15 protein-coding genes and 1 pseudogene are annotated in these 22452 nt (G+C 71.1%); 11 read left to right on the plus strand and 5 right to left on the minus strand.

Translation table 11 applies throughout. The annotated features are described in order from the left end of the window. Positions 1-177 precede the first annotated feature (177 nt). From OG505_RS29910 to OG505_RS29945, 8 genes and pseudogenes are all read left to right on the plus strand, one after another. Positions 178-7071, plus strand: a complete 6894-nt coding sequence (locus tag OG505_RS29910) for a colicin E3/pyocin S6 family cytotoxin (RefSeq protein WP_405429356.1) — start codon at positions 178-180, stop codon at positions 7069-7071. A 525-nt stretch (positions 7072-7596) separates the two neighbouring features. After that, a complete protein-coding gene (locus OG505_RS29915) occupies positions 7597-8979 on the plus strand; it encodes an efflux RND transporter periplasmic adaptor subunit (protein ID WP_405429357.1) in 1383 nt (460 codons plus the stop codon). After that, positions 8976-9815: pseudogene (locus OG505_RS29920) on the plus strand (ABC transporter ATP-binding protein); the annotation flags it as partial. The gene OG505_RS29915 and the pseudogene OG505_RS29920, both read left to right, overlap by 4 nt. Positions 9816-9943: 128 nt before the next feature. Further along, the gene (locus OG505_RS29925; protein ID WP_405429358.1) at positions 9944-11128 is read left to right on the plus strand and encodes an ABC transporter permease; all 1185 of its coding nucleotides are present in this window, start codon (positions 9944-9946) and stop codon (positions 11126-11128) included. Positions 11129-11328: 200 nt separating this feature from the next. Beyond that, entirely contained in the window at positions 11329-11538 is a 210-nt protein-coding gene (locus tag OG505_RS29930; protein ID WP_145773774.1) for a helix-turn-helix domain-containing protein, read from the plus strand. Between the two features lie 270 nt (positions 11539-11808). Next, complete coding sequence (locus OG505_RS29935) at positions 11809-11910, plus strand: 30S ribosomal protein bS22 (RefSeq protein ID WP_007465623.1); 102 nt, start codon at positions 11809-11811, stop codon at positions 11908-11910. Between the two features lie 122 nt (positions 11911-12032). Next, positions 12033-13109, plus strand: coding sequence for an NAD-dependent epimerase/dehydratase family protein (locus OG505_RS29940; protein ID WP_405429359.1), 1077 nt, complete (start codon positions 12033-12035; stop codon positions 13107-13109). Between the two features lie 233 nt (positions 13110-13342). Next, positions 13343-14200 (plus strand): lysophospholipid acyltransferase family protein, encoded by an 858-nt coding sequence (locus OG505_RS29945; protein ID WP_405434812.1) that lies wholly within the window; start codon positions 13343-13345, stop codon positions 14198-14200. A 1-nt stretch (position 14201) separates the two neighbouring features. On the opposite strand, the gene OG505_RS29950 is transcribed toward OG505_RS29945, so the two are convergent. The 3 genes from OG505_RS29950 to OG505_RS29960 form a co-directional block, all read right to left on the minus strand. Further along, the gene (locus OG505_RS29950; RefSeq protein WP_405429360.1) at positions 14202-15077 is read right to left on the minus strand and encodes an HAD family hydrolase; all 876 of its coding nucleotides are present in this window, start codon (positions 15075-15077) and stop codon (positions 14202-14204) included. 134 nt (positions 15078-15211) lie between these two features. Further along, positions 15212-16099, minus strand: coding sequence for a DUF5667 domain-containing protein (locus OG505_RS29955; RefSeq protein WP_405429361.1), 888 nt, complete (start codon positions 16097-16099; stop codon positions 15212-15214). Between the two features lie 282 nt (positions 16100-16381). Then, entirely contained in the window at positions 16382-17335 is a 954-nt protein-coding gene (locus OG505_RS29960; RefSeq protein WP_405429362.1) for an ECF subfamily RNA polymerase sigma factor, BldN family, read from the minus strand. 574 nt (positions 17336-17909) lie between these two features. On the opposite strand from OG505_RS29960, the gene OG505_RS29965 reads away from it, so the two are divergent. The 3 genes from OG505_RS29965 to OG505_RS29975 are packed head-to-tail and all read left to right on the plus strand — an operon-like array spanning position 17910 to position 20447. Continuing rightward, a complete protein-coding gene (locus tag OG505_RS29965; RefSeq protein ID WP_405429363.1) occupies positions 17910-19517 on the plus strand; it encodes an AMP-binding protein in 1608 nt (535 codons plus the stop codon). Beyond that, entirely contained in the window at positions 19507-19761 is a 255-nt protein-coding gene (locus OG505_RS29970; protein WP_405429364.1) for a glutaredoxin family protein, read from the plus strand. The genes OG505_RS29965 and OG505_RS29970 overlap by 11 nt, the downstream gene beginning before the upstream one ends. 20 nt (positions 19762-19781) lie before the next feature. Beyond that, positions 19782-20447 carry an HAD family hydrolase gene (locus tag OG505_RS29975; RefSeq protein ID WP_405429365.1) on the plus strand — a complete coding sequence of 222 codons (666 nt, stop codon included), beginning with the start codon at positions 19782-19784 and terminating at the stop codon, positions 20445-20447. Here OG505_RS29975 and OG505_RS29980 read toward each other — a convergent pair. Further along, positions 20428-21081 carry a response regulator transcription factor gene (locus tag OG505_RS29980; protein WP_405429366.1) on the minus strand — a complete coding sequence of 218 codons (654 nt, stop codon included), beginning with the start codon at positions 21079-21081 and terminating at the stop codon, positions 20428-20430. The genes OG505_RS29975 and OG505_RS29980 overlap by 20 nt on opposite strands. A 40-nt stretch (positions 21082-21121) precedes the next feature. Beyond that, positions 21122-22417 (minus strand): sensor histidine kinase, encoded by a 1296-nt coding sequence (locus OG505_RS29985; RefSeq protein ID WP_405429367.1) that lies wholly within the window; start codon positions 22415-22417, stop codon positions 21122-21124. Positions 22418-22452 lie beyond the last annotated feature (35 nt).

Raw genomic sequence — 22452 nt, forward strand, 5'->3', positions numbered from 1 at the left:
CATCAAAGGTCATCGTTACGGTCTCGTGACCTTCGGGTCGGTTCAACGTGAAACATTGATCGCGCCACGGGGGTGTGCGACCGAACACCCTGCGTGGCTTTTCTGACAACGCGCAGGGGTGAGGGTCGAATGGTCGGGCACGGGGGATTACGACTGCACACACGTCCCAGACGTCTGGTGGCACTGGCCACGGCGGCGTCCCTGGTGGCGAGCCTGTTGGCCGGGGCGCCGGCGGCGGCGAAACCGGAAGACGGCGGGGTGTCCAAGCTGCCGCCCATGTCGCCCGGGCGATCGGTGACCGGCGTCAAGCCTCTGCCCACGAGCTTCGTGACACCACCCGACCAGGCGAAGTCGACCTACCGGCCGTCGCGCACGGCGTGGCCGAAGGCCGCGTCGGCGACGGTCGAGCTGACCGCGACGACCTCCGCGGCCCGCGCCGCCGCGCCGGCAAAGGCACGCGCCGCGGGTACCCCGATCTGGGTGGCACCGGTCGCCAAGGGCGGTCGCTACGCCGGTCCGCAGCAGATGCGGGTGGGGATCGTGGACCGCGCGGCTACCGAGGCGGCCGGCGTGGACGGCGTCCTGCTCTCGGTGACGCCGTCGTCGACCGGACGCGCCACCGGCGCGGTACGGGTCGGCGTCGACTACGCCGAGTTCGCGGAGGCGTACGGCGGCAACTACGGTTCCCGCCTGCGGCTCGTGCAGCTGCCGGCGTGCGCGCTCACCACGCCGGCGCTCGCCGCCTGCCGGACGCCCATCCCGCTGGCCTCCACCAACGACGCGGCGGCCAACTCGGTGTCGGCGGAGGTCCCGCTGACGACCGCCGCCGCCGACAGCCGGTCGGCCGGTTCGGCGATGGTGCTCGCCACCGTCGCCGGTGTCGGCGATGAGGGCGGCAAGGGTGGCACCTACGCCGCGACCGACCTGAAGCCGTCCGGCTCCTGGACCGCAGGCGGTAGCACCGGCTCCTTCAGCTACTCGTATCCCCTTGCCGTGCCGCCTACCCGGTCGAAGCTCGTGCCGCAGCTCGCCCTCTCCTACGACTCCGCCGGGGTCGACGGTCAGACCTCGGCGACCAACGCGCAGGCGTCCTGGGCGGGCGACGGCTGGACCACGCCGAAGTCGTACGTCGAGCAGACCTTCGTCTCCTGCTCCGACGACCCGGGCGGTAGTCCTTCCCCGGTCAAGACGAACGACCGTTGCTACGCAGGCCCGGTGCTCACCATCGCCCTGAACGGATCGTCGAGTTCGCTGATCTGGGATTCCGGCAAGAGCATCTGGAAGGTGCAGAACGACACCGGTGCCGTGGTCACCCGGGTGATGAACTCGGGTAACGGCAGCGGCACCAAGGACACCGACTACTGGCGGGTGACCGAGCGGGACGGCGCGGTCTACGAGTTCGGTCGTAACCGCCTGCCGGGGTGGACGACCAACAAGCCCGAGACCAAGTCGGTCGACCACGTCCCCGTCTACTCGGCGCACTCCGGCGACCCCTGCTACAACGCGGCCGGCTTCAGCTCGTCGGTCTGCACGATGGCGTACCGGTGGAACCTCGACTACGTCAAGGACGTCCACGGCAACGCCATGGCGTACTACTACAACCAGGACACCAACTACTACGGCCGCAACGAGGGCGCCACCGACGTGGCGTACATCCGGGACAGCAACCTCGCCCGGATCGACTACGGCTTCCGCGACAACGGCGCGTACGGCGTGATCCCCAACCGGGTGGTCTTCAACAGCGACGACCGCTGCCTGTCCGGCACCTGCAAGCCGCTGAACGACTCGACCAAGGCCAACTGGCCGGACGTGCCGTTCGACCTCGTCTGCAACTCCGGTACGGACTGCAAGGCCTGGAGCCCGTCCTTCTTCTCCACCGTGCGGCTGACCTCTATCGAGACCCAGCAGTACGACACCGCCACCACGGCGTACAAGAAGGTCGACTCCTACGCCCTGACCCAGACCATGCCGGCGACCGGGGACGGCACCGCGCCGACGCTGTGGCTGACCTCGATCACTCGTACCGGGCACGACATCACCTCGGGCGGCTCTACCAACCCCATCGCCCTGCCGTCGGTGTCGTTCACCGGTATCAAGCTGCCCAACCGCGTCGACGTCACCGGTGGCTATCCCTCGTTCTACCGGCAGCGCATCGCGACGATCACCACCGAGACCGGCTCGGTCATCTCGCCCAGCTACGAGCTGCCGCAGCCCTGCACCGCGCCGGTGACGGTCAGCCCCGCGTCCAACGGCAAGTCCTGCTATCCCGTCTACTGGACTCCGGAGGGGGTGCCGAACCAGATTCTGGACTGGTTCCACAAGTACGCGGTCACGCGGGTCACCGCCACCGATCCCACCGGCGGCGCGCCGGCCACCTCCACGAGCTACGAGTACGTCGGCAACGCCGCATGGCACTACGACGACAACGAGGTCGTCAAGGCCAAGTACCGCACCTACGGACAGTTCCGTGGCTACGGCAAGGTCCGGGTCCGCAACGGTGACGGGGTCAACGACCCGCGCACGCTGGCGGACACGACCTACTACCGCGGCATGAGCAGGAACAACAACACCACCGTCGTCAACGTCACCGACAGCGCCGGTGGCGCGCACGAGGATGTCGACCAGCTCGCCGGCCGCCCGCTGGAGGCCACCACCTACCTGGGCGACGGCGGCCCGGTCGACAGTTCGACCGTCACGTCGTACTGGGTGTCGGGCGCGACCGCGACCCGCACCCGCACCGGGCTGCCGGCTCTGACCGCGACGTTCGCCGCGCCGGTGCAGACCTGGCGGCGTCAGGCGGTTACCACCGGCGCCACGACCACCTGGCGGTACAGCCAGACCGACATGTCGTACGACGCGTCGACGAGTTCCCCGACGTTCGGGCTGGTGCAGCACTCGTACGACCACACCGTTCCGGTGGACCCGAAGTACGACCGCTGCACCAGCACCAGCTACGCCCCGGCGAACGCCGGTCTCAACCTGGTCGGCCTGATCAGCCAGGTGGAGACCGTGTCGGTGGCCTGCGGTGGCTTCACCGCCGGCTCGCCGGCCTCGGTGCCGGGCAGCACCAACACGCTGAGCGCCCCGGCCACGGTCAACCGGCCCGCGCAGGTGGTGTCACACGTCCGCACCTTCTACGACGACACGACCTTCGCGACCACGTTCCCGCAGGCCGCCCCGACCAGGGGCAACGTGACAATGGTCCGCAAGGCGTCCGACTGGGTCTCCGGCGGCTACGCCTACCAGACCACGGACCGGGCCGAGTTCGACGCGTACGGGCGAGTCATCGGCAGCTGGGACGGCAACGGCAACAAGGCCATCACCAGTTACACCGATAATGCCGCCGGCCTGACCACCGGCATGAAGCTGGAGAACGCGGAGGGCCATGCCACCTCCACGACCATGACCACCCTGCGCAACCTTCCCACCAGCACCACGGACGCCAACGGCGTGGTCACCCGCACCCAGTACGACGCGCTGGGCCGTTTGACGGCGGCCTGGCTGGCGTCGCGGCCCACCAGCGACCCGGCGAACGTGAAGCACAGCTACACGGTGTCCAAGACCGGGCCGACCGCCACGACGACCGAGACGCTTAACAAGAACAACGGGTACCGCACCTCGACCACCATCTACGACGCCCAGTACCGGGTGCGGCAGACCCAGTCGGTCACGAACACGGGTGGCCGGATGGTCACCGACTCGTTCTACGACAGTCGGGGATGGGTGCGCGCGACCTACAACGGCTGGTGGGATGCCGCCACCACGCCGAACACCACTCCGGTCTACACCGACAGCCTGCTCAAGAAGGCCCTGAACCAGACCTTCAACACCTACGACGGGCTCGGCCGGGTCATCCTGGCCGAGAACGCCCGCGACGGGGTGGTCAAGTCGTCGACCAGGACGGTGTACAACGGCGACCGCACGACTGTCATCCCGCCGACCGGCGGCACCGTCACCGCGACGGTCAGCGACCCGATGGGCCGGTTGGAGAAGCAGCTTCAGTACACCGCGGCCCCGACGTTGGTCTCGCCGAGCAACCCGTTCACCGGCGTCTACCGCCTGACCGGCGGCACCACGGTGGCCACCAGCTACGGCTACGACAGTCACGACAACCAGTCCACAATGACCGACACCGCGGGCAACGTCTGGACCAGCGGGTTCAACCTGCTGGGACAGGTGGTCAGCAAGGACGACCCGGACGCCGGGACCAGCACCACCCGCTACGACGGCGCCGGCAACGTCGTCGAGTCGACGGACGCCCGGGGCAAGACCGTGTCGTACACCTTCGACAAAATCAATCGTCGTACCGGCAGCTTCGCCGCCGCGGTCACGGCGCAGTCGGCCAGCAACCAGTTGGGCGCCTGGGTGTACGACAACGACAACACCGCCCTGGCGATGACGAACCCGGTCGGCAAGCTGACCACGGCGACCGCCTTCCGCAACGGTGCCGCGTACAGCACCCAATGGGTCAACTTCGACGCCTTCGGCAACTCGAAGGGTGAGACGATCACCATTCCCGCCGTCGAGGGGGCGCTCGGCAACACGTACGCGTTCGGGCACACCTACTCGGCAACGATCGGGATCCCGCTCGCCGACACCTATCCGGCGCGCGGCAACCTGCCTGCCGAGACCGTTATCCGTAGCTACAGCGGAGTGCTGGACCTGCCGACCAGCGTCGGCGGACTCGCCGGCTACAGCGCGTCCGCCGACTACGACGCCTGGGGCCGGATCACCCGCAACGTCGTCGGTTCCCCGACGAGCCTGGCCTCGATCGTCAACATCTACGACGATCACAACGGGCGACTGAACCAACAGTTGGTCACCAAGACGACGACCACCACGACGAACGTCGACAAGCAGGACTACGAGTACGACCCGTACGGCAACATCACCAAGACGGTCGACACCCGCTACGAGCCGGCCACCGTGGCCGAGACGCAGTGCTACCGGTACGACGCGCTGCGGCGACTCACCAAGGCCTGGACGGCGAAGGACGCCTGCGCGGTCACTCCGACCGTCGGTAACCGCGCCATGGTCGGCAGCGGCATCGGCACCACCAGCGCCTACTGGACCGAGTGGGACGTCGACTCGCTCGGCAACCGGAAGAGCCAGGTCCAGTACTCCACGACCGGTGGGACCGACACCACCACCGCCTACGCCTACGACGGCAACGGCAAGGGTCAGCCGCACACGTTGACGGGTACGACCACCACCGGTGGACTCACCGGCAGCACCTCGTACACCTATGACGACGCGGGCAACATGACCAGCCGCAAGGCCGGGCAGGGCACCCAGACCCTGAACTGGGACGACAGCGGCGAGCTGGCGTCGGTTACCGGCGGCACGGACGGGAACAGCTCGTTCCTTAACGACGCCGACGGTAACCTGCTGATCCAGAAGGACCCGGGGGTCACCACCCTCTACCTGCCCGGTCAGCAGATCACCCTCAACACCAGCACCCAGGCGTTGAGCGGCACCCGCTATTACGAGCTGCCCGGTGCCGTGGCCTACCGCACGGGCAGTGGCACCGCGTACGGATTCACCGTCCCGGACCACCAGGGCACGCCCAGCCTGTACCTGAACAACACGGCGCAGGTGCCCACCTGGCGGCAGTACACCCCGTACGGCGCGCCCCGCGGCGCCACCGTGACGGCACCGGACAACCGTGGCTTCCTCAACCAGCCACTCAACCCCAGCACCGGCCTGACCCAGGTCGGCGCCCGCAACTACGACCCGACCATCGGCCGGTTCGTATCGGTCGACCCGTTGCAGGACCTGACCGACCCGCAGCAGTGGAACGGCTACTCGTACGCCAACAACTCCCCGGTCACGATGAGCGACCCGGACGGCCTGATCCCGGCCGACTGCATGGAGTACGACTGCTACGGCTACGATTCGCGACCGCTCAAGGACGGCGATGGCCGCGGTGCCGGCGGCTGCCCGGGCGGCTGTGGCACCGAGGCGAACAAGGACTGGGGCAAGAAGAACGGCAAGACGACCACCAGGAACGGGAAGCGGACCCACCCCCGAGTCCTCGGGCACGTGATCGTGGTGCCCGAAACGGTGCCGCTGGAGGAGTTCACCCGACTCTGGAATGAGCAGCGTGCGGCGAAGTTCAGCGCGTCAGGGATCTCCAACGACGAGCTGCTGAGGAACGACGAGCGCGAACTCGCCATGAACATCTGTCATGAGATGGGGCGACCGGGCGGCTGCAACGAGTGGATCGAACAGCTCTGGAGCGGGCACTTCGACTTCATGGCGGCGAACCTGCCGCCGGACGAGATGATGCAAGGCGGCGCGCTCGGCGCCTTGGGCAGTGCGGGACGTGTGGCGGCACCCGGCGGGCGTCCCTCCGGTAAGGGCGGTTGCAACTGTGGCTGCAAGAGCTTCAGCGGCGACACCGAGGTCCTGATGGCCGACGGCACCACCAAGCCATTCAGCGAGGTGAAGGTCGGCGACGAGGTCATGGCCTCGGATCCGGAGACTGGCGAGCAGGGCCCCCGAGTCATCACCCACGTGTGGGTCCACCAGGACGACCTCATCGAGCTCCAACTCGTCGGCGCGGCAATCACAACGACCGAGGATCATCCATTCTGGAACCAGACCGACCGGGAGTGGCAGCGGGCTGACGGGCTCGATGCAGGCGATCTGGTGTTGTCGACGGACGGTCGTACCCGATCCGTCGTGGGCATACGTCCGAGCACCGTTCACGCCGACCTTGCCTACAACCTGACCGTCGGCGGCATCCACACGTACTATGTGGTCGCCGGCAACACCCCAGTGTTGGTCCACAATGACGGTGGATACACCCCGGCACCGAAACAGCTACCTGGATTTCCCGATGCGCAGCGCGTCAAGCCACGAACGGCGGTCCAGGGTGGTGGAGGAATGCGCGCGCGCTGGGAAGATAAGAAGTTCATCTACGAGTGGGATTCGCAGCATGGTGAGGTCGAGAAGTACAACAAGAAGGGCAAGCACCTCGGAGCCTTCGACCCGAACACTGGCGAGATGATGACAGACAGCAAGGGTCGGCCTAAGGGTCCCGTTCCAGGACGGACTTGTGGACGTTGAGCTGGGTGCTGCTCGGGTATGAGAAGTTTGGCGATGCCCTTGAATCGGAGCTTCGACTCCCATGTTCGGTTGATGAAAACGTGGTGAAGGCGCTTGTTGGCGACTATCCGAACTTGCGGGGAGACTCATTCCCAGTTGAAGGCGAAGGCCTCGATCGTCTAATGAGGGAACATTCGATTGAAGTCGACTCAGACAGGCTTGACTACTTCATAGAGTTTCGAATGTAGGTGAGACCGAATTGCGGGGTGGCCTTGACAATCAAGGCCACCCCGTTTTTGTCAACGGGAAAGCCGTCGGCTGCTCGCCGCATTGGGGTCACTCTGTTGTAACCTGATGGGCGCATTTGTTCATTGAGTCACTGTTGCAGGGCCCCGGCGGGCGGGGCCGCGAACAAGGGTTCGATGGCCCGGCTCAGTTCAAAGAAATCTTCGTGGGTTCGTTGATACCGATTCCGGGGCAAGCCAGTCGCCATCATGGCCCACGGCAGAAGGCTCGCCGTGTTGTCAACGCCCGTACGATCGATGGGTGCGCCGCCCCTACCCGCCGCGGCCCGCCAGCGCCACGCGGCCCCGCCTGCTCATCGCCCTGACCGCCGTCGCCGTCCTCACCGCCACCACCGCCGCGTCCTGCGGTGACGACCAGCCGCCCGTTGCGCTCGCCTCGGCCGTCCGCAACCCCGTCACCGAGGTGATCGACGCCCCTGCGACGGTGACCGCGCGGGCCGCCGCCACCCTGACCGCGCCCGCCGACGGCACCCTCGCCAGCCTGCGCGTCCAACCTGGACAGCAGGTGAAGCGCGGCCAGGTGCTCGCCGTCGTCGCGTCCCCGTCGGCCCAGGCCCGGCTGCGCCAGGCCAAGGAGGCGCTGGCCGCCGCCAAGCGCGCCGGACGAGGTGTCTCCACCGGCAACCTGACCGGCAGCCGGCGCGCCACCGACAAGGCCGCCGACAAGGCTTTCGACGAAGCCCGCAAGGCCGCCGACAAGATCGCCGACCAACAACTGCGGGACGCGCTGCTGGCCCAGGTGACCTCCGCTCAGGAGCAGTACGCGGCCGCCGCGCGCAGCGCCGACCAGGCCGTCCGCGCCGTGCAGCGGGGGATCAGCGGGCTGAACTCCGCCGTCAGCTCGCTCTCCGCGGCGCAACGGCTCCAGGCCCGGCAGGCGTACGACCTGGCCAAGGCGACAGTCGACGCGCTGACCCTGCGCGCCCCGATCGCCGGAGTGGTGCAGCCCGGCGGCGCTCGGGCCGCCGGTGGCGCCAACGGCGGTCTGGCCGGGCTGTTGGAGCAGGCCGGTGGGGCCGGGATCGACCCGTCCGCGCTGGCTCCCGCGCAGACCGGCCCGCCGGCCGGGGTCGACGACGCCGTCGCGGTCGGCGGTCAGGTCACCGCCGGCACGCCGGTGCTGACCATCGTGGACACCGGGCAGCTCGGGCTGCTCGCCGACGTGGACGAAACAGACGTGCTGCTGGTCAAGCCCGGCGTGACCGCCACGGTCGAGCTGGACGCCGTCACCGGTGCCAGCTACGACGCCACGGTCCGCTCGGTCGACGTGCTCCCCACCAGCTCCGCGCAGGGCGGCGTCACCTATCGGGTACGCCTCGCGCTGGGCCCCGGGAAGCTGGCCGAGGACGAGCCCGCCCCGACGCCCCGCCCCGGCATGAACGCGATCGTGCACCTGCGGGTACGCGAGGCCGCCGACGCGGTGACCGTCCCCGCCTCGGCGGTGTTCTCCGCCGACGGCCGGGACGCCGTCTGGGTGGTCCGCGACGGCAAGGCGGACCGGGCACCGGTGACGGTGGGTGTCCAGGGGTCCGACCTGGTGCAGATCCTCAACGGCGTGCAGGCCGGCGATCGCATCGTGGTACGCGGCACCGACCAGGTGCGCGACGGTCAGGAGGTGCGGTGAGCGACACCCCGCCGGCCATCGAGGCGGTGGACGTGTCGCGGACGTATGAGTTGGACGGGGTGTCGGTCGAGGCGCTGCGCGGGGTGTCGCTGATCGTGCAGCCCGGCGACTACGTGGCGCTGGTGGGGCCGTCCGGCTCGGGCAAGTCCACGCTCATGCACCTGCTGGGCGGTCTCGACCGGCCGACCGGGGGTCGGTTGGTGATCGGCGGGCGGGACGTAAACGCCCTGTCCCCACCGGAGATGGCCACCCTGCGCAACGAGACGATCGGCTTCGTCTTCCAGGCGTTCCACCTGCTGCCGCGTACGTCGGCGGTGGAGAACGTGGCTCTTCCCCTGGTCTACCGGGGCGTGTCGGCCCGGCAGCGCCGGGAGCGCGCGGCGGCGATGCTGGGCCGGGTCGGTCTCGGGCACCGGTTGGACCACCGGCCCAACCAGATGTCCGGTGGCGAGCAGCAGCGCGTCGCCATCGCCCGCGCGCTGGTCACCGAGCCGACGGTGCTGCTGGCCGATGAGCCGACCGGCAACCTGGACAGCGTCACCGGCGCGGCGGTGCTGGAGCTGCTGGAGCAACTGAACGCCGAGTCCGGGGTGGCGCTGGTGATGGTCACCCACGACCAGGAGGTGGCCGCCCGGGCCGCTCGCCGCATCACGATGCGCGACGGAGTGGTGGTCGCCGACAGCGCCGACCCACCTCATGATCGACCGCTGGCCGTTGATCACGGTCGACCTGCGACACTGATCCCCGCTCCCAGCGCGGAGCCCCGGTCCGTGTCCGGAAGCGGCCCGGGGCACCCGTCCGGTGGCTCCGGTGGCGCCGCCGGAGCCACCGGGCGCCTTCCGCGCCCACCGGCCGACGCCGTGCCCCCACCGGCCGACGTCGAGGCGGCACCGGCCGACGCCGTGCCTCCACCGGCCGACGTCGAGGCGGCACCCCGGCCGGCAGTCGACAGTCGGAGCGAGTCGTGAGAGTCGCCGAGGCGTGGCGGGTTGCGCTGGACGCGCTCCGGGCCAACCGGCTGCGCAGCGCGCTCACCATGCTCGGCGTCATCATCGGGGTGGCCTCGGTGGTGCTGCTGGTGGCCATCGGTACGGGCACCAAGCAGAAGGTCGAGCAGCAGGTCGAAGGGCTCGGCTCCAACCTCCTGCTCGTCGTTCCCGGCAAGATCGAGGTGGGTACCGCGCCGGTGGTCTCGCCGTTGACGCTCAAGGACGTGGACGCGGTCTCTCGGATCGTCGGCGACCCGCAGCGGGTGGCGGTCACCGTCGCCTCCGGTGCCACCGCACGCGCGGGTGCCCACTCCGACTTCACGACCGTGCAGGGCGTGTTGCAGAACACCCCGACGGTGTTCACCCGGTCGCTGGCCCGGGGCCGCTACCTCACCGGCACGGACGTGGACACCAGTCGACGGGTCGCGGTGCTCGGTGACTCCGTGGCCCGCGCGCTGTTTCCCGACCGGGATCCGCTTGGCCAGCAGGTGACGCTCGCCGGGGTGCGGTTCCGCGTGATCGGCGTCTTCGCGCCGCTCGGGCAGAGCCTCGGCGTCGACCGGGACGACGAGGTGCACGTACCGGTGACCGCCGCGCAGCGGCTCTGGGGCACCCAGCGGGTGGACGGCATCGCGGTGAAGGCGCCGGACCGGGAACGGATCGACGAGCTGGGTGAACGCATCGTCGCCGAGCTGAACCGCAGGCATCCGGACACCGAGTTCAGCGCGGTCACCCAGCAGCAGATCCTCGGCGTGCTCGGCGACATCCTCGGCGTACTCACCGGGGTGCTCGCCGCCATCGCCGGCATCTCGCTGCTCGTCGGCGGCGTCGGCGTCTCCAACATCATGCTGGTCAGCGTCCGGGAGCGAACCCGGGAGATCGGGCTGCGCAAGGCCGTCGGCGCCCGCCCCCGCGACATCGGCGTGCAGTTCCTGCTGGAGGCGGTGCTGCTCACCACGATCGGCGGGCTGACCGGGATGGCGCTGGGCGTGGGTACCGCCCTGCTGGTGGACGCGCTGTCCCCGATTCCGGCGGCGATCACCTGGTGGTCGTTGGCGCTCGCGTTCGGTGTTTCGGCGGCCGTCGGCATCGTCTTCGGAGTGGTCCCCGCGCAGCGCGCCGGCCGGCTCGACCCGGTGGTGGCGCTGCGGGCCGAGTGAGCAACCGGACGACGGACGCAGGCGGGGAGATTCCGGGAGCGCGGATCGGGTGAACCGGCGATCGAAACATGATCAGTTGTACGAAGGGATCGCGCCGGTCACAGCCGCCCCGCTACCGTACTGGTAACACGCGCGTCGCCGCCCGGCCCGGAGCATCCGTCGGGTTGGCACGCGCCGGGCATGGGATGGGTTGGTGAGCCATGGCCGGGTCACAGTCCGACGGACGGCTGTCGGAGGTCAAGTTCCTGACCGTCGCAGAGGTGGCGGCGGTCATGCGGGTGTCGAAGATGACGGTCTATCGCCTGGTGCACAGCGGTGAGCTCACCGCGGTCCGGGTCGGCCGGTCGTTCCGGGTGCCCGAGCACGCCGTGCACGAATATCTCCGAGGCGCATTTCAGGAAACCGCCTGAGCCACCGGCCCGCCGATCGAGTGCGAGGTAGACGGCACCGGTGAGCGCGACGAGTGCGCGTGCGAGCCGCGCCTTCGCGCCCGGAAAGCCGCATCGACGGGGGCGCGTTGGTTCTGCTGACGCTCTGCGGCTACCCTGGAGCCCGACCGAGACCCCACCGGTGCGCCCCGCCGCCCAGACTGGTCCGGTCCGTTGTCCGCAAGCGGTCGCCGTCGCCACCCGCGTGGTGTCATCCGGTCCGCCCCGCACGTTGTATCGAAAGGCTGTCGTATGGGCTCGGTGGTCAAGAAGCGCCGTAAGCGCATGGCTAAGAAGAAGCACCGCAAGCTGCTGCGCAAGACCCGCGTCCAGCGTCGCCGTCTCGGCAAGTGATCGTCGCCGGGCTCTTAGCCCGGCGTTCGGCGTCACTTGCCTAACTGTCGACCTCCGGAGGCTCAGGTGATCAGGCCGTGGTCGTCCCGGCTCGATCCCTCCTGCCGGGGTAGGTGCGTCAGATGACCCCCGATAGCACCTCAGGTGCTCCGGGGGTCGTCGTCGTCACCGGGGTAAGCCGCTACCTGGGCGCCCATGTGGCGGCCCGGCTGGCCGCCGATCCGCGCATCGAGCGGGTCATCGGTGTGGACGTGCCGGAGCCGGGCGCCGAGTTCAGCGACCTGCTGGACCGGGTCGAGCGGATCCGCGTCGACTCCGGTTCGCTCGGTGGGCTGCTCGCCGACCTGGACGTCGACGCGGTGGTGCACCTCGCGTTGGTCAGCGCTCCCGACCCGCAGCACGGCGGCCGGTCGGGCATGAAGGACCAGAACGTCATCGGCACCATGCACCTGCTCGCCGCCTGCCAGCGGGCGCCCCGGCTGCGCAAGCTCGTGGTCCGGTCCTCCACCGCCGCGTACGGGGTGTCGTTCCGGGACCCGGCGGTGTTCACCGAGGAGACCGAGCCGCGCGAGGTGCCGCGCGGCGGTTTCGGCCGCGACATCCTCGACGTCGAGGGGTACGTGCGTGGCTTCCGACGCCGGCGGGCAGACGTCACCGCGACGGTGCTCCGGTTCGCCCCGTTCATCGGCTCCACCGCCGACACCACGTTGACCCGCTACTTCTCGCAGCCGTTCGTGCCCACCGTGTTCGGCCGCGACCCTCGTCTGCAGTTCCTGCACTTCGACGACGCGTTGGAGGTGCTGCACCGGTCGATCGTGGAGGATCATCCGGGCACCTACAACGTCGCCGGCCCGGGTGTGCTGTCGCTGACCCAGGCGATCCGGCGGGCCGGTCGGGTGGCCGTGCCGGTGCTGGAGCCGGGCCTCTCCGGTGCCGCCGCGCTGGCCCGCAGCATGGGCTTCGGCCGCTACGGCCTGGACCAGGTCGACCTCTTCGTGCACGGCCGGGTCGTCGACACGACCCGCCTGGAGCAGGAGTACGGCTTCACGCCCCGCTCCACCGCCGAGGCGTTCGACGACTTCATCCGCGCCCACCACGGCGGGGTGGTGCTCAGTCGGGGCCAGTTGGCCGCCGCCGAGCAACGTGTCCTGGACGGCATCCGCCAGGTCCGCGCCGCGGTGCGGGAGCGGAAACCGTGACCGGGCCGGGGGAGGGGCGCGAGCCGGCGGGTGTCGGGCGTTTCGACGTACCGTCGGGGCCGACCGTGCCGGACGCGGAGCCGGCGCGGCGCAACGGGCACCGGCCGACTTCCCAGCTCGCGCCGGCCTCGACGCCGGCCGACGAGGTCGACACCGCTGCCACCGACGAGCCTCCGGCCGAGAGCGGCCCCGCGACCGCCGGCGGGCCGGCTGTCGAGACCACCGGTCCCGCGGTGCCGGACCGGCCGGGGGACCACTGGGACCGCAGGGTCGCGAACGGCCTGGCGTTCCTGCGGCGGCGGCTGTCCGGTGACTACGAGGTCGACGAGTTCGGCTTCGACCCGGAGCTGACCGACGCGATCTTCCACCCGCTGCTGCGGCTGCTCTACCGGGACTGGTTCCGTACCGAGGTCAGCGGGGTCGAGCACGTCCCCGTCGACGGGCCCGCCCTGGTGGTCGGCAACCACTCGGGCACCGTGGCCCTGGACGCGCTGATCCTCTCGGCGGCGTTGCACGACAAGCACCCCGCCCACCGCTACCTGCGCCTGCTCGGCGCCGACCTGGTCTTCCGCATGCCGGTGGTGTCGGAGATCGCCCGCAAGACCGGCGGCACGGTGGCCTGCAACCCGGACGCCGAGCGGCTGCTGGGCGGTGGTGACCTCGTGGGCGTGTTCCCCGAGGGGTTCAAGGGCGTCGGCAAGCTCTACGCCGACCGGTACAAGCTGCAACGGTTCGGTCGGGGCGGCTTCGTCTCGGCGGCGCTGCGCACCGGCACGCCGATCGTTCCGGTCGCCATCGTCGGCGGCGAGGAGATCTACCCGATGCTCGCCGACATCAAGCCCCTGGCTCGGCTGCTCAAGCTGCCGTATTTTCCGGTCACGCCGACCTTTCCCTGGCTCGGGCCGCTGGGCATGGTGCCGTTGCCCAGCAAATGGCTGATCGAGTTCTGCCCGCCGATCCCCACCGCGCACCTGACCGACTCGGCGGACGATCCGCTGGTGGTCTTCAACCTCGCCGACCAGGTGCGGGAGACCATCCAGCAGACCCTGCACACGCTGCTGGAACGGCGACCCGACCCCTTCGGCCCCTGAGTCAGCCGGCGCGACGGCGGCGCTGCAACGCCAGGCCGGCGGTGACCGCGCCCGCGACCAGGCCGGCTGCCGCCGTCGACGGTACGGCGATCTTGACGGCCCGACGGCCGGTGCGGAAGTCCCGCACCTCCCAGCCGTGCTGCCGGGCCGCCCGCAGCAGGGTGCCGTCCGGGTTGACCGCCACCGCGCGGCCCACCGAGCAGAGCAGCGGCAGGTCGTTGGCCGAGTCGCTGTAGGCAGCGCAGCGGCTCAGGTCCAGCCCTTCCACGGCGGCGAGCTGGGTGACCGCCTCGGCCTTCGCCGGCCCGTGCATGAGATCGCCCACCAACCGCCCGGTGTACGCCCCGGCCCGCACCTCAGCCACCGTGCCGATCGCGCCCGTCAGGCCAAGGCGGGTGGCGATCACCCGGCCGATCTCCACCGGAGCGGCGCTGACCAGCCACACGCGCTGACCGGCGTCCAGGTGGCGTTGGGCGAGCTGCCGGGTGCCGGCCCAGATCCGGGGTGCCATCAGCTCGTCGAAGATCTCCTCCGAGAGGCGTTCCACGTCGTCCACCCGCCACCCCTCGACGAAGGCGAGCGCGGCGTCCTTCGCCTGGGACATGTCTCCGGCGTGCTCGCGGGCGAGCAGCCGGAACCGGAGCTGCTGCCAGGCGAAGCGGGCCAGGTCGGCGGTCGTGAAGTAGTTCCGGGCGGCGAGCCCGCGGGCGAACCAGTAGATCGACGCGCCCTGCATCATCGTGTTGTCGACGTCGAAGAACGCCGCGGCGGCCGGGTCCGGTGCGGGTGGGGTCACCGGGGCCAGCGCGGTCTCCGCCCATCCGGCGGTGTGACCGTCGGCGTCGGTGCTGACCGTCACCTTACGGCTGCGCGCCACGCGACTCCCTCCTGACCAGGTACGACGGATACCTCCAGCGAGGGTAGCCGGAGCGCACGAGCGACCGGCCGGACCACAGGGAACTGTGGCCCGGCCGGTCAGACGTGCGGTATGGCGGTGCTGGCCCCGGCGGGTCAGCGCTCGCCGGGGCAGGTGGTCGGGGTGGGCCCGAGCGCGTCGCTGCCGGTCGGTGCCGGCAGGCCGCAGGCGATCGCCGCGCGTACCGAGTCCGAGCGCTCACGGATGCTGTCCAGCAGCGCCAGCGACCTCCGGGTCCGTTCACGGTCGGCCCGGCTGGCGCCGTCGAGCAGGTTGGTCACCGCCCGACGCTGGCTGGCGACGAACGCGTTGACGGTGTCCAGGCTGGCCGGCTCGGCCCGCTGCACGGCGGCGGCGGTGAGCAGGCGAATGCCCTGCCGGGTGTCGGCGTCCATGTCGTCGAGGACGGCGCTGTAGCCGATGCGGTCGCCGCGCAGCTCGGCGGCCTCGCCGAGTCTGGTCCGGGCGAAGTCCAGGAACAGCTGGCCGCGACTGACGTCCGAGCTGGCCAGGGCGAGCTGGGCCCGCTCGGTGGAGCGCTTCATGCCGTACAGCGCGTCGCCGGGAACGGCGTTCTCGCTGGCGGCGGAGATCCCGGAGACGGCGATGGCGCCGGCGGCGATGCCGACCAGGATCGCGCCCCGGGCGCGGGCCCGCCGGGCGGTGACCGCGGGCAGCAGGGAGCCGCGGCTCGTTGCCGCCGCCCGCGGGGCAGCCGGCTCGGCGGTCGCCGGTGGGGCGCCCATCCCCTCGCGCTCGGCGGTGGCGAGCAGCATCGCTCGCAGGCCGGTGCGGAAGTCGGGGCTCACCTCGGCGGTGGGGGGATCGACACTGAGTCGCTGGCCCACTGCGACGAGCGGGGCCAGTTGGCTGTCCACCCGGGACCGCACGTGATGCCGCCGGCCGCCGTTGGCCTCGTCGAGAAGCTGCGCGAAGCGCTCGGCGCGCCGGCGAGAGAAGAGGATGTCGTCCACCGCAGGCACCTCCTCTCGCTGGTCACGGCCGGTCGGCCGCCATCGTTGCCAGCGACCGGGCGGCGGAGTGACACCACGAAGGTGAGGTGCCGTCCGGCGTGCCGGTCGGACCTCGGTGCCCCGGGCCTGCCGGGACAACCACCGGTCGCACCCGGAGAAACGCGGCGGACCGGGCACGGGTTACGGGCCTGGCGGGGCCGAAATCACAGAAAGTGATCGCCATCACCGAGTGTGACCGGGCCTGAGCTGCCGAGACATTGATCGACGCCCGTCGGGCCCCGCCGTCGAGAATCACGGCTGGAAGCCGTCGGGCAGGAGCCGTGCCAGCGCGCGAACGGCCCGGTACTGCAGGGCCTTGATGGCACCCTCGTTCTTGCCCATCGCGCGGGCGGTCTCGGCGACCGAGAAGCCCTGGAGGAACCGGAGCACGATGCACTCCTGCTGCTCCGGGTTGAGCTGCTTGACGGCGGTGAGCAGGGCGACGTTGGTGATGTGTTCGACCACCGCGGCTTCCGGGCTGCCCTCCGGGCCCCGGTCCTCGCGGTCGGCGTCGAGCACGTCGCCGGTGGTGACCTCCAGCCGGTACCGGCCGGACTTGAAGTGGTCCGCGACCAGGTTGCGGGCGATCGTCACCAGCCAGGCGCCGAGATCGCGGCCCTGCCAGGTGAAGCTGCCGATCCGCTTGAGAGCGCGCAGGAACGTGTCCGAGGTGAGGTCCTCGGCGAGCTGGCGGTTGCCGACCCGGAAGTAGACGAACCGGAAGACGGTGTCGACGTACCGGTCGTAGATGAGGCCGAACGCCTCGGACTCGCCAGCCTGCGCCCGCTCGATCAAAGTCCAGACCTCGGTGGCCGGGTCGGACGGGTCCGGGCGGCTCGGGAAGCCGGTCGGGGTGGTCGGGGTGTCGGCCGGGACCGCCGGAATCACCGCTGTCTCGCCCGCCGTCGGATCGGTGGCCGCCGTCGACGCGTCGCCGACCCGACGGCCCTGGGAGGGCATGGTCGGTCGGGCCGGCGCGGCGACCCGGCCACCGGTCGGCATCGCGTTGCCACCGGGGGCCGCCGGTCTCGGTGGTGGCTCGTTGGTGTGCGGGCGGTTGCGGGTCCGCTGGGCGGCGTTGTCGCCGCGCATCGCGGCGTGCGGGTCGCCCAGCGGCGCGCGGGCCGCCTGTCGTTCGTTGACGGGGGAGCGGGGCGTCTGGCCAGTCAGGCCGACGGGGCGTTCCGCGTATCCGAAGGTGGTCACCGCGCCGCCCCCGTCCCGCTGGTCGCCGGCCGGGCCGGTTTACGGGTCGTCGGTGCGGACCGACCGGGCAACCGGTCGGGCAGGACGGTTCCGGGGTGTGCCGACGGGCGGCAGTTCCCCTTGAGGTGCTGGTCCAATGCGCTCACAGGCACGGGGGCCTCCTCGGGCTGAGGGGTGTCGACTCACGGCAAATGGGGTGAGCCGACCCGAGTGATAATAGGGCCAACGTCACCCGCGCGTGGCAAGTCCGTTACACAGGGCGGAAGTATTTCCCGCTGTGTCGCACCGATGGCGGACCGGTTGTCCGTCGTGTGCGTTTGACTTTGGCCCGGGCCGATGGTCCTGGGTGGATCCCCAGGTCGGGGGCGGTTTGGCCGATCGGCCGCGCCGCCCCGGCCGGTCGCCGCGTGGGCCGGGTCGAAGCATCGGTCCGACCCGCCACCGTCCCATCGGCCGGACCCGATCGGAGCCTCGACGGCACCGTGAGTGTCCCGTTGACGGGACGTCGGGCGGTCCTGGCGGCCCGACCGTCGGGCGTGGCCTGTCGACCGCCGCTGTGCCAGACTCGACCACCGTGCAGGACTTCTCGGCAGACCCCGCGCCGAACCTCGCCGACCGGGTCCATCGGGCGGCTCTCGACCACGGTGACCGGCCCGCGCTGTACTGGCGCGAGGGGCGCGTCACCTGGTCCGAACTGGACTTCGCCGTGACCGCCGCCGCGTACGGCCTAGCCGCCGCCGTGCCGCCCACCGACCCGGGTGGCACGCCGCCGCGGGTCGCGATCGGGCTGCACAACACCCCCGACTTCGTGATCGGCTGGCTCGGCGCGCTGCGAGCCGGTCTGGTCGCGGTCCCGGTCAACCCCGGCTTCACCGCCCCGGAGCTGCGGCACGTACTTGCCGACTCGGGCGCGTCGCTGCTCATCGGCACCGAGCGGGTCCGCCGCCTGGTCGCCGAGGTGGCCGCCGACCTGCCCGCGCTCACCGCCGTGCACGACACGCCGCCGACCGCCGAGGCGCCCGATCCACGCCCCCGTCCGCGCCGAGGCGGCGACGACCTGGCCGTACTGCTCTACACGTCCGGCACCGAAGGTCGTCCGAAGGGCGCGATGCTCTCCCACCGTGCGCTGCTGGCCAACCACGAACAGGTCGCGGAGATCGAGCCGCCGGTCGTCGGGCCGACGGACACTGTTCTCCTCGGGTTGCCGCTGTTCCACGCGTACGGGCTCAACTCGGTGCTCGGCGCCGTCGTCCACCACGGCGCCACCGGCGTGCTGCTCGACGAGCCGGGGCCCACGGCGGGGCTCGCCGAGATCGCCCGGCACCGGGTCAGCGTGCTGGTCGGCGTACCGTCGATGTTCCTGGCCTGGGCCGGCGCCGACGCGGTCCGCGCGGCGACCGCGTCGGTGCGCGTGGCGGTGTGCGGCGCGGCGCCACTGGAACCCACTGTCGCGGCGCGTTTCACCGAGGCCACCGGCCATCAGGTGCACGTCGGGTACGGCCTCACCGAGACCGCGCCGGTGCTCACCTCCACCCTGGTCGGTCCGGTGGTCAAGGCCGGCTCGATCGGCCGGCCGCTGCCCGGCGTGCAACTGCGCCTGGTCGGCCCGACCGGGGAGGACCTGTGGCGCGACGGCCAGGCGGTCCCCGACGACGACCCGGACGAGCTGGACATCTCCGACGTCGCCCCGGGCACCGACCCGGGGCAGATCATCGTTCGCGGGCCCAACCTCTTCGGCGGCTACTGGCCCGACGGGCGCGACGGCCCGGACGACGACGGGTGGTGGGGCACCGGCGACATCGCGTACGCCGACGAGGACGGTGACCTCTTCCTGGTCGACCGGCTCGGGGAGTTGATCCTGGTCAACGGGTTCAACGTGTATCCCCACGAGGTCGAGCTGGTGCTCGCCGGGCACCCCGGGGTGGTCGAGTCGGCGGTACTGGGTGTGCCGCACCCGCGGACCGGCGAGACTGTGCGGGCGTACGTGGTGCCGGTGCAGGGCCGACCGGTCACCAGCGAGGAGCTGCTCGCCCACTGCGCGCGCAACCTGGCCCGGTTCAAGTGCCCGACCGCTGTCGAGTTCGTCGACGCCCTGCCACACTCGGCGATCGGCAAGGTACGCAAGACCCAGCTCCGGTCGGCGACGCCGACCGACCGCACGGAGGTAACCGATGGCCAGTGACGCCCGACTCGCCCTGATCACCCGACCCGGCTGCCACCTGTGCGACGACGCCAAGGCGGCGCTCGACCGGGTGGTCGCGGTGACCGGCGACAAGTGGGTCGAGTGGGACGTCACCGGCGACGAGGAGCTGGAACGGGAGTACGGCGACCGACTGCCGGTGGTGCTGCTCGACGGCAAGGAGCACGGCTACTGGCGGGTCGAGGAGGACCGGCTGCTGCGGGACCTGACCACCCCGCAGCTCTGAGTGGTGCATATGGTGCTCTGATGACCCCTGCGCGCTCCCACCTGGTCTGGGACTGGAACGGCACCCTGCTCAACGACCTCAGCCTGGTGGTGGCCGCCACCAACGCCGCGTTCGCCAGCGTGGGCGGACCGACGGTCACCCTCGACGAGCACCGGACGCGGTTCCGCCGGCCGATCGCCGACTACTACGCCGAGGTGCTCGGCCAGGCTGTCGACGACGACGCGTTCGGCCGCCTCGACCGGATCTTCCACGACGCGTACCGCAGCGGCCTGACGACCTGCGAGCTGGCGGCCGACGCGCAGTCCGCGATGGCCGCCTGGGAGGGCAGCCAGAGTCTGCTGTCCATGTGGTTCCACGAGGAGCTGGTGCCCACCGTGCACACCTACGGGCTGACCGGCCACTTCAGCCGCGTCGACGGCCTGCGGGCCACGGTCGGCGGCGACCGCAAGGCCGAGTCGCTTCAGCGGCACCTGGTCGAGCTGGGCGTGGACGGCAGCGCGGTGGTGCTGATCGGCGACTCCATCGACGACGCGGACGCGGCCCTCGCGGTGGGCGGCCGGGCGGTGCTCTACACCGGCGGCTTCACCGACCCGGCCCGGCTGCGCGCCTCCGGCCACCCGGTCGCCGACACCCTCACCGACGCGGTGGCCCTGGCCGCCCGGGAGGTCAGTTCCGCAGGTAGGTGAGGACGGCCAGCACCCGCCGGTGCTGCTCCGTGTCCGGCGGGAGCGTGAGCTTGGTGAAGATGTTGCGCACGTGCTTCTCCACCGCGCCGTCGCTGACCACCAGGGCGCGGGCGATGGCCGTGTTCGACCGGCCCTCGGCCATCAGGGCGAGCACCTCGCGTTCGCGGGGGGTCAGCTCACTCAGCGGGTCGTCGCGGCGGCGTCGGGCGAAGAGCTGGCCGACCACCTCCGGGTCGAGCACCGTGCCGCCGGCCGCCACCCTGCGCAGCGCGTCCAGGAACTCGTCGATCGCGGCCACCCGGTCCTTGAGCAGGTAGCCGATGCCACCGCCGGCGCCGCCGGTGGTGGCCAGCAGATCATCGGCGTACGAGACCTCGACGTACTGGGAGAGCACCAGGATCGGCGTACGCGGCACCAGCCGGCGTGCCTCCACCGCTGCCCGCAGACCCTCGTCGGTGTGCGACGGCGGCATCCGGACGTCGACGATCGACACGTCCGGCCGGTGCTCCACCACCGCCTCGACCAGCGCGTCGCCGTCCCCGACGGCGGCCACCACCTGGTGTCCGCTCTCGGTCAGCAGCCGCACCAGCCCCTCCCGGAGCAGGACGGCGTCGTCCGCGATCACGATGCGCATGGCTGTGGTGTCTACCACGTCCGGCCCGGCCCTCGTCGGCTCACAGCGGAAGCTCCGTACGGATCTCGGTGGGCCCGCCGCTCGGGCTCACCACGGTCAGCTCCCCGCCTGCCGCCCGGACCCGGTCGGCGATGCCGGCCAGCCCGTGGCCCTTGGCGAGGTGGGCGCCGCCCTGCCCGTCGTCGCCCACCCGCACCTGGAGCTGGGTGCCCTGGCGGGCCACGGCGACCACGGCCTCGGTGGCCCGACTGTGCTTGGCGATGTTGGTCAACGCCTCGGCCACCACGAAGTACGCGGTGTTCTCCACCGCCGGATCGAGCCGTCCGCCCGGCGTGCCGAGCTGCCGATCCACCTGAAGCTCGATCGGGATGAGCCCGCGGCCGGCGAGCGCGGCCAGGGCGCTGGGCAGACCCCGGTCGACCAGGATCGGCGGGGCGATGCCCCGGGACAGCGCCCGCAGCTCGGCCAGCGTCTCCCGGGTCTGGGTCACCGCCTCGTCGATGGTCCGGCCGGCGGCCTCCGGGTCGGAGGCGAGCTGCATCCGGGCCCGGCTGAGGTCCATCGCGAGCCGGACGAGGCGCTGCTGGGGGCCGTCGTGGATGTCGCGTTCGAGCCGGCGCAGCGCGGACGCCTCGGCGGACACGGCGGCCCGCTTCTGCTCCTCCAGCACGGTGATCCGGTCCCGCATCTCGGCCACCCCGGTCAGCAGGGCCTTGGCGAAGCTGGCCTGGAGCAGGGCGCAGCCCCGGACCACGATCGGCAGCGTGATCAGGAAGAACACTCCGGTCGCGGTGGTCACCCCGATCCGGGCCGTGGTCGAGTCGCCCAGGCCGAGCAGTTGGGCCAGGTCGCTGTCGTCCACGCCGTGCGGCAGCGCCCAGTCGTACACCCAGTAGAGGGAGCCGGCGGCCGCGGCGATCCACCAGGCCACCGCCAGCACGAAGGTGACCAGCGCCACGATCACCCGCAGGATGCCGTGTGCCAGATCGAGCCAGGACTGGGCGTCGCGCATCGGCAGGAAGATCCGCCGCCAGGCGTTCGCGCCCGCCTCCGGCATCCGGTAGTGCGGTCGGATCCGGGGTTGTCCCAGCACGGCGGGCAGCCGCAGCCGCTCGATGTCGGCCAGCCCCCGGGCCGCGTACAGGGTGCCGCTGAGGATCGGCAGGCCGATCACGGTGACCATCAGGCCGACACCGGCCACGAGGCCCGCGAGGAGGACGACGAAGCTGGCCACCGCGAGGGGGAGGCCGAGCAGCACGTACCCGGAGTCGGCGAAGAGCTGGCGGGGGATGCTCGGTGCCAGCGTCGGATGGTCGCTGGCGGCAACGGCGGTCATAGCCCAAAGGCTAGGCATGCGGGCTCGGTGCCCCC

The organism is Micromonospora sp. NBC_00617, assembly GCF_045161355.1.
Taxonomy (GTDB): domain Bacteria; phylum Actinomycetota; class Actinomycetes; order Mycobacteriales; family Micromonosporaceae; genus Micromonospora.